This is a genomic window from Microbulbifer halophilus (genome assembly GCF_026183675.1).
In the GTDB taxonomy this organism is placed as follows: Bacteria; Pseudomonadota; Gammaproteobacteria; order Pseudomonadales; family Cellvibrionaceae; genus Microbulbifer; species Microbulbifer halophilus.
Genome location: NZ_JAPIVK010000038.1, coordinates 1 through 11616, shown reverse-complemented (window position 1 = coordinate 11616; position 11616 = coordinate 1). Strand labels below are relative to the sequence as shown.

Below are 11616 nucleotides of genomic sequence, written 5' to 3'. Positions count from 1 at the left end.
GTCGCCCGTCCAGGCGCCGCACGGTACTGGTGTCCACGGTTTCCACTGTCTGTGCCAGCTCCGACAGTGGCAGTACGCGGCCCGTGGGTGTATAGATAAAAATATTCTGCAGTGTCTCCACCTTGGCCGCCGGCCCCTGGCGGTTGTAGAGGTACATATCGATCTTGTCGTCGTCGAGGAAGAACTCGTTGACGAAGGCTCCGTCGGTGAGCCCGGCCACGGTAAAGCCGATATCCTCCGCGCTCATGCCCACCTCGGCGGCCCTGTCCCAGTCGGGGATAACCTGCAGCAGCGGCTGCGACAGCGACAGGCTCGATGGCCGCGTCTGGATGCTGGGCTGGTCGAAAATTTCTTCGGCGCGGCTGTAGGCGGCGCGGGCTACCTTGTAGAGGTCGGCGAGGTCGGCACCGGAGATGTCCAGGTTGATACTGCGGGTGCCGCCGTCGTTGCTGCTGATAATGGAACCGCGCGCGGCGAAAGCGCGCATGCCCGGATAGCTCTCGTACTTATTCACGATCGCCGCCATCAGCTCGTCGATCTGGGCCGGGTCTTTCGATTCGGAGATGATACGGATACTCTGCGGCGAGACACTCATATTGACGTACTTCATTGCCGGTACATCGATTTCACCGCGCTCGAACGCTTCCGGTTCCTCGTCTACGAATGGCAGAAAATAATCCTGCAGCTCGTCGGCAATCTCCTCCATGGTGGCCAGGTTGTAGCCCGGTGGCGCGTTCATGGTGGCGAAGGTCTTGGCCTCTTCGCCCTCGGGCAGGTACTCCGCCGGCGGGGTCAGGAACAGGACGATGGCGAGGCTGGCGGCCACGGTGATGCCGATGGTATAGAGCCGCCGCACCGGTGAGCCGATCAGCCAGCTGATTCTGTCCAGTACGGTACTGCGCAGCCTGCTGCCGGAGATATCGCTGGCCCGGGCGCCGTCGAAGGTCAGCCGCGCACTGGCGGTGGGGATCACGGTGATCGCCACCAGCATCGACACCAGGATTGACGACGAAATCGCAATGGCGATATCCGAATACAGCTGACCCGCCTCCTCGGCGATAAACACCACCGGCAGGAACACCATTACCGTGGTCAGCGTGGAGGCCAGCACCGCCGGCCAGACTTTCTGCACACCGGCGACGGCCGCTTTCAGTTTATCCAGCCCGCGGCGGCGCTCCAGCTCGATGCTCTCCAGTACCACGATACTGTTGTCCAGTGTCATGCCGATGGCGAAGGCCACCCCGGCCAGCGAAATCACGTTGACGGTGCGCCCGGCAATCAGCAGGCCGATAAAGGCTGCGATGGTACAGATGGGAATCCCCACCACGCCCAGCGCCGTGGCGCGGATCGAGCGCAGAAACAGATACATGATCGCGGTGGCGAGCAGGGCGCCGAGCGCCAGGTTTTTCCAGACGTTGAAGACGGAAGCCTGCACATAGGTAACGTCGTCGGCCGTCAATTCCAGGATCATGCCGCGGGGCTTCAGCAGCTCGGCGTTGATCAGCTCCACTTCCCGCATCATCGCCCGCTTGATCGCGATTACATTGGAGCCGCTCTCGCGCCGCACCGACAGGCTGATCACCGGCCGGCCGTCCACATAGGAATTACTGCGGATCTTGAAGTGGTCCAGCGCCACTTCCGCCACATCGCCCAGGCGCACTATGCCGTCGCCGTTGCGCTGCAGTATCAGGTTGCGGAGTTCGTCCAGGTCGCGGAAGCGGCCCAGGGTGCGCAGCAGGTAGCGGCGCTTGCCGCTCTCCACCTCGCCGCCGGAGATATCCCGGTTGCGCGCGTTGATGGCCTCGCGCACATCGTTGAGGCTCAGGTTGCGCTCAGCCAGCCGTTCGGGAATCAGCTTGATCTGAATCTGCCGCTCGGCACCGCCGCCCACATCCACCTGCGACACACCGGGCACGCCGGACATGTGCGGGCGCACATTGTCCTCTACATAATCGCGCATCATGTCCATATCCAGCTTGCGCGGATTGTCCGGCAGCGGCGAGATGCGGAAATACATAAAGGCGTTGGCGGAAAACGAGGTGGCGTAGACCCGAGGCTCGTCGACGTTTTCCGGGTAGGAGGGCACCTGGGTGAGAGCGTTATTGACGCGGATCAGCGTCTCGGTAATGTCGACACCGAAAGGGAATTCCAGCTCGATTTCCGCCGAGCCCAGGTCGGCGGTGGACTGCAGTTCCTGCAGGTAGGGGATATTGCGCAGGTATTCCTCCTGCTCGATCAGGATTTCCTTCTCGATATCCTGCGGTGTGGCGCCGGGCCAGCGCGTCTGGATGGAGATGGTGCGCACCTCCAGGTCCGGAATCATCTGTACCGGAATCCGCAGCGCCGCCACCACACCGAGAATGGCGATGATCATCACCGTGACGGTTACCAGGATGCCGTTGCGGATGATCTGTTCAAACATGGCGACTCTTTATGATGCGGATCGGGCTTTGTCGGTTTTGCATAGACTACACAGCGGTGTCGGGGCTATCGGGCTTTTCTCAGGATGACTTCTTGCCCCTCTTGCAGACTCTCGTTGCCCTGAGTGACCACCACCTGGTCGACCTCGAGCCCGGAGCGGATCTCGATCAGGCCGTCGAAACTGAGCCCGGTCGCGATCTGCTGCTCGCGCACCGTGCCCGGCTCATTCCAGCCGCTGAACTCTTCCACCACCCAGACGGTGATGCGGCCGTCCGGGTAGCGCAGCACCGCGTCGCGGGGCACGGCGATACCGCGCCGGTCGGTGCCCAGCAGCAGCGTGGCGGAGACGGACATACCCGGAATCAGTTCCGGCGACTCCTGCCCTGCGATTTCGGTGCGCAGCAAAAAGGTGCGCGCGCCACTGGTACTGAGCGGTACCTTGTACTGCACATTGGCCTTGTAGGTTCTGCCGGTCTGGATGGGGTTGTCGCCGGTGTCGAAGCGCACATCCAGCGGTGTGTCGGGGTCGATACGGGAATAGAAACGCTGCGGTACCTGGAAGTCCGCGCGCAGGCGGTCGACGGCCACCAGTTCGAACAGTTCGGTGCCCGGCGATACCCATTCACCCAGTTCCGCCGCCCGGCTGCTGATGGCACCGCTGAACGGCGCCTCGATGCGGTGGCGCTGCAGCAATGCTTCCTGGCGCCGGGCCTCGATCTGTGCGGCGCGCAGTTCGGCGTTGCGGATGCGCACCTCGGACGCCAGGGATTTCACTTCGGTTTCCGCGATATGGTTGTCGCCCACCAGCCGCTGGGCCTCGTCCAGGCGCCGGCGGGCGTCGGCCAGGGCCTCGCGGCTGCGTTCGACTTCGGCCAGCGCCGCGTCGCGGGCGATTTCATTCAGCTCCGGGTCCAGTTCCAGCAGCGGCTGGCCCTTTGCCACACGGTGGCCGATATCCGCGTGGATGCCACTCACCAGCCCCTCGACTTCCGTCGACAGCGCGGCCTGGCGCGGTGGCGTCAGCGTGCCGGTTACCGGCACCGGCTCCACGATCGGCCGCGCGGAAACCGGTATGGCTTCGACGGTAATTGCGGTGTCATCATTTTCTTGTGCAATGGTAAACGGCGGGGGGAAAGCGCAGGCGATAAAGGCCAGGCCCAGTAGCGGGTTTGTACGGGAGCGGTTCGCACTGTCGCACTGCATCGATCGGATTGCTTCCATCCATTTCCGAAAGTATCCGGCCGAGGATACACAGTCGGAGTAGCCTCGTCACAGGTTTTGCGGTGAGACCCTTCCTCTGGCGGATCACCGGGCACCTGTCGCAAAAAAACTCACTCCCGCCCTGATTGCTACTGGCACAGGGTCGCGTAGAGGCCACCGGTCAGTTTCTTCAGGTCTTCCGGCGCCAGTTCTATTTCCAGCCCGCGGCGGCCGGCGCTGACATAGACGGTCGGGTAGTCGGTTGCGGACTCGTCGATGGCCGTCCGCAGGCGCTTCTTCTGCCCCAGTGGGCTGACACCTCCCAGAATATAGCCGGTAGAGCGCTCCACTTCCGATTTGTCCGCCATGGCGGCCTTTTTGGCGCCGAAGGCCCTGGCTGCCAGCTTCATGTTCAGCATGGAGGAGACCGGCAACACCGCCACCGCCAGTTCCCGGCCATCCAGGCTCAACACCAGTGTCTTGAAGACCCGCGTTTCGGCCAGGCCCAGGTTCTCGGCGGCCTCGGTGCCGTAGGATGCGCTCGAAGTGTTGTGAGCATACTCGTGCACCCGGTGTGTGATTTTGTATTTTTTGGCGAGATTGATCCCCGGCGTCATGGCTCTTTCCCTCTAGGGGTATCGGTGGATGGGTTGGCGTATTTTACCGGTTTCAAGACGCTGCGTTCGACACCGCCGGCGCGGGAACCGATATTGGGGCAGGTGTGGCTTTAATAGTCTGCGGGAATTTTTCTGTGTTTTTTATAGTATTTTGCTATTCCCCTGAGTGAGAGAATCCATTTCAAGCGCAGGGTGCCCGTCGCTATTCTGCCCAGATATCGGAGACAAAACCGGACAACAGAAAACCCCAAAAGGAGCCAAAGGATGAAAACCGTCATCTCCATCGTAAACCGATCCATCCGCGATTACGGCCGGCCGACGCAAGCGGCCGAGTGCAACTACAGCGACAATTACTACGGCGACCAGGTCTGCGTGCTGCGCAGCAGCGTTTAGTCCTGTGCCAGGTACTGCTGCAGTCCCGTTGCGAGCGCATCGAAGGCCGCGCGGCAGGGCGCGCTGTTGCGCAGGTCTTCGTGCATGGTCACCCAGGTTTCCATCGGCAGGCAGAAATGCTCCGGCAGTACCCTGACCAGTCGCCGGTCCCTGCTGGCCAGCGGTACCTGGCAGGCGCCGATACCGGCCCCGGCGCGGATCATTGCCAGCTGTGCCAGGTCACTGTCGGCGCTCAGGACAAAACGCTCGCGATCGAACCCGGCAGGCAGGTTTCTGGCGGCCCGGCGGATAAAATCGGTCTGCTGGTCGAAGCCGATCAGGGCGTTCGCCGCCAGCTCTTGCGGGTGATCGGGGCAGCCGTGTCGGCCGAGATAGTCCTCGCGAGCGTGCAGCCCCACCTCTATTTCTCCGATCCGGCGCGCCACGAGTTGCGCCTGGTGGGGCCGGAACATGCGCACCGCTATATCGGCCTCCCGATGTAGCAGGTCCTGTGGCCGGTTGGACAGCACCAGCTCCAGCTTCAGTTCGGGAAAATCATTGCGCAGCCGGGTGAGAATGGCGGGGAGTACCTCTACACCGACCACTTCGCTGGCTGTGACGCGCACCACGCCGCGCACGCCCGTCCCCTGGTTTGCCGCCGCCCGCTGTAGTGCCGCGGCCGTCTTCGCCATCTCTTCCGCGTGAACCCGCAGTGACCCCGCCGCCTGGGTAGGTTGCAGGCCACCCTGTGAACGGACGAACAGCGTGAGCCCGAACGACTTTTCCAGCGCAGCGATATGGCGCCCGACGGTGGGCTGGGTCACGCCCAGGGCGCGCGCCGCAGCGGACAGGGAGCCCTCCCGCAGGACACCTAGAAACGAGCGATAGAGTTCCCAACCGATATCTTTAGCCATACATAAATGTATGGCTGATCACACTCTTTAGTCAATTCCGTTTAGGTGGGCGGGATCGTAAGCTCTGCCCGTAAACCACTTGTGAGGAGTTGATAAATGGACAAACGGCAGACAGCGTTGGTGCTCGGGGCAACCGGCGGCATCGGCGGGGAAGTGGAGCGGCAACTGCGGGACACCGGCTGGGCGGTGCGGGCGCTGCAGCGCAATGTGGTCCCGGAGCAAGACCGACGGCAGGGGATAACCTGGCTGAAGGGGGATGCGTTGAATCCGGGCGACGTTGAAGCGGCCGCGGAGGGCTGCTCCGTCATAGTCCACGCGGTCAATCCACCGGGTTATCGCAACTGGGCGGGGCTGGTGTTGCCGATGCTCGACAGCACACTGGCCGCGGCGCGGAAAACCGGCGCTTCGATCCTGCTGCCCGGTACTGTCTACAACTATGGGCCGGATGCCTTTCCCCTGCTGACGGAGGCTTCGCCGCAGCAGCCCCGGACCCGCAAGGGTGCCATCCGGGTCGAGATGGAGCAGCGCCTGCAGGATTACGCGCAGAGTGCGGGCGGTGCGCGCGTGCTGGTGGTGCGGGCCGGCGACTTCTTCGGTCCGCGCGCCGGCAACAACTGGTTTGGGCAGGGCCTGGTCCGGCCCGGTCGTGCAGTAACAGTGATCAATAATCCCGGCCGCACCGGTGTCGGCCACCAGTGGTCCTATCTGCCGGATGTGGCCCGCGTCGCGGTGGCGCTGTTGGAACGCCGTCGGGCCCTCGAGCCTTTTTCCTGTTTCCACCTCGGCGGACACTGGGATGCCGACGGTACCCAGATGATCGAGGCCATCCGCCGTGTGGTGATTCGTCACACTGGCCGGGCACCAAAAATCAAGGCGTTCCCCTGGTGGCTTGCCAGGCTGGTCGCCCCCTTCCAGGAAACCCTGCGCGAACTGATGGAACTTCGCTACCTGTGGCAGCAGCCGGTCAGAATGGACAATGCCAAGTTGGTCTCGGTACTGGGCCGGGAATCGGTGACGCCGCTGGAACAGGCGGTGGAGGAGACGCTGCGGGGACTCGACTGCCTGCCCGAGAGCTGATTTTCCCGGCTAGTGGTCCATACGGTAAATTCAGTAACACTATCTCTTCGCCACAGGCCCCAGTGCTGCGTTGAAAAAGCTTGAATTAGCGCTGCTAGTCCTGCGCTTTTTCGCCTTGCCCTGGAACCTGTGGCTGTGAGCTAGAGTCACCGAATTTACCGCATGAACCACTAGAACAACCCCATCTGGGGCTTCTTCTCGTCGAGTTCCAGGGCCTGCAGTTGCGGCAGCCGCTCGCCCAGCAACCGATTCCAGAGCGCCGCGATCGAAAGGGCATCGCCTTTTTCCGGCATATGCATGAATACAAACGGCCGTCGGCCTTCCTCGATCCAGGTGCCGACCCGGTCGACCCAGGGGGCGAGAAAGCGGCGGTTGGTTTCCAGGTCCGGGTGGCCGATATAGCGGATGACCGGAGGCGCGTCGACCGGCAGCAGGTGCACCGGTACCTGCGGCTTCTTGCGCTGGGCATCGCGGGTTGTCTCGCTGTCGGGCGCTGCGGCGAACAGCGCGCGGCTGTCAAGGCAGACGCGGGCGATATTCCGTTCCCGCAGGCCGCGGTTCAGTGCCCGCTCCGCCTCTCCTTTGTTGAAAAACGCCCCGTGGCGGACCTCGACGGTGCAGGTCAGCGGCGCTGGCAGGGCGTCGATAAATCGCCACAGGTTGCCCAGGTGCTCGGGACCGAATGAGGCCGGCAGCTGCAGCAGGAACGGGCCCAGCACATCCTCCAGGGGCGCGACGATGTCCAGGAAGGCCTGCACTTCGGCGCGGGGCCCGGCCAGTAGCTGGTCGTGGCTGATCTGCCGCGGAAACTTGAACAGGAAGCGGAAGTCGTCGGGCACCTGCGCCCGCCACTGTCGGCACTGCTCGCGAGTGGGGGTGGCGTAGAAGGTGGTGTTGCCCTCGACGCAGTTCAGGACCCGGCTGTAGCGCTCCAGCGGGCTGGCACCGGCGGGCAGCCGCGCGTTCCAGGTCGGGTGCTGCCACTGGGGGCAGCCGAGAAAGTAGGGGAGTGTCATGGTACAGCGATCGGTTCCGGTAAAAATCAGCGATCTGGGTCGGGCGCATTCTACCGGTTTGCCGGCGCAGGTCGAACGGGGCCGGGCTCAAGCGTTGTAACTCAGGTTTCGGAGTTCGAGATTAGCTACGCCCTGGCAATCACTGCGAACTCCGAAACTTGAGGTCGTAAAACTCCCGTCTGGCCAGCGCCGAGCGGATGCGGCTGACCAGTGCATTGCTGAGCTGTCGATAGTCGGGGTAGGGCGTCAGCAGCAGGCGCCGTTCCGGGTCGATGGAGACCCCGGGGCTGTCGGCCAGCGGTTGCGCCCTGTGCTGCAGTGCGGAAAAACGCCGCAGGTTGTCCATGCCGCCGATCCAGTGCCAGGCAGTGGTATTCACGAGCTCCGGCGCAATAAGGCACGCACAAGAGCCCCCGTGCCCCGTCGCGGATAAGGTGGGCACGGGCGCATCGCAGATGGAAGTGTCGGCCTGCAATGAAACCTGGAGTCATTTCCAATGCCTCATCTTTGGCTTCTCTGGTTCTACGGGAATTGGGTTATACACCAGAGTCTGCGGCGTGATGCGATAGTTTGCCCCAGTTGTCGACGTAAGGTCCTGACTCGGAAGCAACGATATTGGATTGGGATAAGAACTGGAATTGATTGCTGGGATCTTTTAAGTCGATATTCCACGCGCCTGTCATGGTCTTTCTGACGATAAAACCATTGCCCAACAATGTTTCTGCCGTATTGATATTCTGGCTAATCAGCCATTCCCTGAGTAGTTTTTCGCGCGCCATAATCGGCTTTATTTTGCTGGAAATTACCAGAGTCGCTTGAGTAACGTTTCCCATCACCGCGAGAGGGAGGTCAAGCTGGTGTTGGTAGGCGTCCCAGTTTTTTTCAAAGCCGTCGAAAATGTGAGTTGCGCAAATGAAATTCGGGCTTTCAAGCACCAGGCCAACACAACCGAGTATTCCGCTGGTGCAGAGTTTGGTGAATCGGGTTTTTCGGATGTTGACCCACTGATCCAGACCGACAACAACCATTTTTCCTGTTCTGATCTCTGCAGCCAGCTTTCGCTGTTTTTCGGCTTCCGCCTTCTGTTCCGGAGTGCGCAGATGAGGTGGTGTGTAGGGCATGGTAATCTTCCTTGTCGTTTTGTTGGTACAATTTTTCTCTTGGCGGGTGCTTTCAGATGCCGTCGCCTCTGCCCGCGTCCGCTGGAGCCCTGTCTCCAACAGGGGCCGGTAGTCCTGGAAGTGGGCGTACTATGCTATCAATTCACATTCTTTCACGAAGAGCCGTAAATCTAGTTCCTTGAAATCCATTCTGACAACTGATCGTCAGTTAGGTGTAACTGAATTATTATTCTTTCTTCTCAGTTACAAGGGAATTACGCCCTTTCATTTTCTCATCTTCCAACTGACATTTCTCTGCATAGGTTTCTTCATCAAGCAGCATAACCGGCACAAGGCAGCTTGACTTGTAGAGAAAAACTTCCCCGGGACTTTCTCTGTCACGATCAAGGAAGGTCGTGACCTCTGCCTCTTCCTCAACAAAATCATGTGAGATACTGTAGGGGACGTGTTTGTGTACAGTAACTGTAACGTCGTGGGAACCTGAGCCTTTCAGACGCATTTTGCACAATCCTCTCTTGGCAAGTTCTCTCAGCTCTTCTGCATGTTTTTGATCCACTGGCATTTCCTCTTTTGATATCAGGCTGTCACTCTTCAACAAGCATGTAATTGATCTAACTGTCAATTCGGATATTTTACTGAAAAGGTTATCAGGTTTACAGGGCTTTTCAGCAAAGTCATCCATGCCCGCATCTCGGCATGCCTGTCTGTAGGATCGATTGGACGTAATGCCCATGATGGGGAAGTATCTTGTTGTTCTTCGGATAATTCGGGTTGCCTCTATACCGTTCATCTTTGGCATTTCGATATCCATTAGGCACAGGTCATATTTGCCATTGTTCTTTCTTACGTGCTCAATGGCTTCCACTCCATCCGATGCTATATCGAAATCAAAACCCCAGTTGTTCAGTAGCCCAGAATTAAGCTTTTGTATAATCGGGTTGTCTTCGGCTATTAATATTTTCATGGCTCATATCTGGTATGAATAATTATTGTTTTCTACAGGTAGCTTGCTACTGCTGAGTCGTCAGGAATCGTCACCGACTCCCAGTCCTCTAAAAAGGCACGTGCGGGCTTCCTCGCATACGGCTCAACTCCCTCAAAGACTCTGGTTGAACCTGGTGATTTCGCTCGTTAAGCAATAGATCTTAAAGGTCTAATGTGGCCACATGAAGATTGCTTACGAGAGGGACAGAATCTTCGCCATTATTGCTGCCCACTTTATGACGAATTTTTCTGCTATCGGTTTCTACTGATCGTGCGCCGCCAGCCTTTAGCGCTTCATGAAGCTCAGACTTTGAAATTTTTGGATTCATATTTGAACTATATACGTGAATGTTGACGCCAGAATTGATTCCGAAATGCTTGCAAGTTTGTGCTATCGCTTTGGTTGTATTTTCATAAAGTGCCTTGTTGAGTTTCACCAACAATGGCATGTTTCCTTCATTCTGGCCTTCTGCATTTAGATTTTTGATATAAATGCTGCTGAGAATATCTTTAGGCTTAACCTGGTAGAACTGAGTCGCGATTTGCACCGCATCAATGATGTCACTATGATTTGACCCATCAACACCGAAAACCCATATCTCATTATCAATTAATGCAGCTTCTTTAATTGACGTTTTCAGGCGCGGATAAAATGGCGATACACTTACTGCGTACTTTGCTTTCCAAACGGATAGTTTTTCGTACGCTGTTCGTAAAACGTACTCTCTTACTTGACTGCCGTTCAGAACCAATGTGGCATCAGTTTTGAATTTATTCTTCTGGCTTCCTTCCGCTAATGTCATTGCTCCCTTTGACATAGTTATTCACTCTCCAAATACATTCCTGATGCAAATACGCCAGTTACCACCTCGTTACTTGCTTTTGACTTCTCATAATTTTCTACAGTTTCGTAGAGCTCATCGTTATCCGAATTCCAGCTTTGATGAGCGTACTCAACGACAGCGAGAACAGCGTTTACCTCAACATGTTTATCTCGCAACGCCATTTTTAGAAGGTCTATCGCCTCCTCAGCTGATCTGGCAGGAACTATTGAACGACCGTAGTACCATTCACTGCCATCTTGCTCATAAGAACTCTCCGGCGCGATTTTTGCCTTCGTGTCGATCACCCAAAATTTAGACATATTCCTTATCCTTGTCCTTAGTCGTGAATCCAGTATGAAAGTACCAAATATTCGTGAAACTTTGAAGTAGATAGATGCAAGTTGGTAGCTGCGCCGAGTATCCGGGAGTCGTTACCGGCCTAGCTCTCTAAGAACCGTATGTGCGGGTTTCTTCGCATACAGCTAAAGCCCTCAAAGGCTCTGGTTGAACCCGGTAATTTGACTCGCTATCAACTCTGTCCTGCACCTTACGACGTCAGTCAGGATGTATCCTGCAATATGGTGAGCCGCTTCTGTTGATGAAGCACCAGCTGGGCGTTTTCTCGCTTTCGCGCCCGACATAGTTGGAACCCGTAGCCGTGCCGTTACAGCGCGGCGTTCGCTTCTTTCAGCCTACATCCAAACTGCAACTGGCTAGCCTCACGGCTCGCTTTCCGGTTGCGGGGTGCGATACAGGGCGAGCTAGGTGCCCCCTCGGTTCCGTATAAGCCTCGGGGTAAGTTTGGCCTTGTCTGTCCCCACTATCCGTTCCTGGTTCTATCGTTTCGGTGCTGGCAGAGTTGAGAATGCCTCATGGTTATTCTCTCCCGGGCAGCGCCCGCAGGTTACATTGCTATTAGAAATAATATCCTGTTATTTCTCAGGGTTTACAACAGAAATTTGTACGGCCTCGCGTCGAGCTAACTTTGCCAACACGCGCCGCGTTAGCGGTCGTCGTGATTGGCGTTGTGTACGCCCAGCATGGGCATGAACTAATGGGGTGAAAGTCCC

Annotated in this window: 12 protein-coding genes; 2 read left to right on the top strand and 10 right to left on the bottom strand. The window is 58.1% G+C overall.

The window, feature by feature from the left end; all coding sequences use genetic code 11:
- From OQE62_RS16440 to ybaK, 3 genes are all read right to left on the bottom strand, one after another.
- Window positions 1–2422, bottom strand: a 2422-nt coding sequence (locus OQE62_RS16440; protein WP_265723134.1) for an efflux RND transporter permease subunit, incomplete at its 3' end; no start/stop codon positions are given.
- A 65-nt stretch (window positions 2423–2487) separates the two neighbouring features.
- Window positions 2488–3642: an efflux RND transporter periplasmic adaptor subunit gene (locus OQE62_RS16435; protein ID WP_265723133.1), complete on the bottom strand. Its 1155-nt coding sequence runs from the start codon at window positions 3640–3642 to the stop codon at window positions 2488–2490.
- Between the two features lie 128 nt (window positions 3643–3770).
- Window positions 3771–4238: a Cys-tRNA(Pro) deacylase gene (gene ybaK / locus OQE62_RS16430; protein ID WP_265723132.1), complete on the bottom strand. Its 468-nt coding sequence runs from the start codon at window positions 4236–4238 to the stop codon at window positions 3771–3773.
- A 264-nt stretch (window positions 4239–4502) separates the two neighbouring features.
- Here ybaK and OQE62_RS16425 point away from each other — a divergent pair, with 264 nt between their 5' ends.
- The gene (locus tag OQE62_RS16425) at window positions 4503–4631 is read left to right on the top strand and encodes a hypothetical protein (protein ID WP_265723131.1); all 129 of its coding nucleotides are present in this window, start codon (window positions 4503–4505) and stop codon (window positions 4629–4631) included.
- Here OQE62_RS16425 and OQE62_RS16420 read toward each other — a convergent pair.
- A complete protein-coding gene (locus OQE62_RS16420; protein ID WP_265723130.1) occupies window positions 4628–5524 on the bottom strand; it encodes a LysR family transcriptional regulator in 897 nt (298 codons plus the stop codon). The genes OQE62_RS16425 and OQE62_RS16420 overlap by 4 nt on opposite strands.
- A 96-nt stretch (window positions 5525–5620) precedes the next feature.
- Here OQE62_RS16420 and OQE62_RS16415 point away from each other — a divergent pair, with 96 nt between their 5' ends.
- The gene (locus tag OQE62_RS16415; RefSeq protein WP_265723129.1) at window positions 5621–6601 is read left to right on the top strand and encodes an NAD-dependent epimerase/dehydratase family protein; all 981 of its coding nucleotides are present in this window, start codon (window positions 5621–5623) and stop codon (window positions 6599–6601) included.
- Between the two features lie 170 nt (window positions 6602–6771).
- On the opposite strand, the gene OQE62_RS16410 is transcribed toward OQE62_RS16415, so the two are convergent.
- From OQE62_RS16410 to OQE62_RS16385, 6 genes are all read right to left on the bottom strand, one after another.
- Window positions 6772–7617, bottom strand: a complete 846-nt coding sequence (locus OQE62_RS16410; RefSeq protein WP_265723128.1) for a DUF72 domain-containing protein — start codon at window positions 7615–7617, stop codon at window positions 6772–6774.
- Between the two features lie 139 nt (window positions 7618–7756).
- Window positions 7757–8059 (bottom strand): DUF6942 family protein, encoded by a 303-nt coding sequence (locus tag OQE62_RS16405; RefSeq protein ID WP_377535908.1) that lies wholly within the window; start codon window positions 8057–8059, stop codon window positions 7757–7759.
- Between the two features lie 94 nt (window positions 8060–8153).
- Window positions 8154–8738, bottom strand: a complete 585-nt coding sequence (locus tag OQE62_RS16400; protein ID WP_265723126.1) for a hypothetical protein — start codon at window positions 8736–8738, stop codon at window positions 8154–8156.
- A gap of 226 nt (window positions 8739–8964) precedes the next feature.
- Entirely contained in the window at window positions 8965–9702 is a 738-nt protein-coding gene (locus OQE62_RS16395; protein WP_265723125.1) for a response regulator, read from the bottom strand.
- 181 nt (window positions 9703–9883) lie between these two features.
- Window positions 9884–10540 carry a hypothetical protein gene (locus OQE62_RS16390; RefSeq protein ID WP_265723124.1) on the bottom strand — a complete coding sequence of 219 codons (657 nt, stop codon included), beginning with the start codon at window positions 10538–10540 and terminating at the stop codon, window positions 9884–9886.
- A gap of 2 nt (window positions 10541–10542) precedes the next feature.
- Window positions 10543–10866 (bottom strand): hypothetical protein, encoded by a 324-nt coding sequence (locus OQE62_RS16385; protein ID WP_265723123.1) that lies wholly within the window; start codon window positions 10864–10866, stop codon window positions 10543–10545.
- Window positions 10867–11616: the final 750 nt, after the last annotated feature.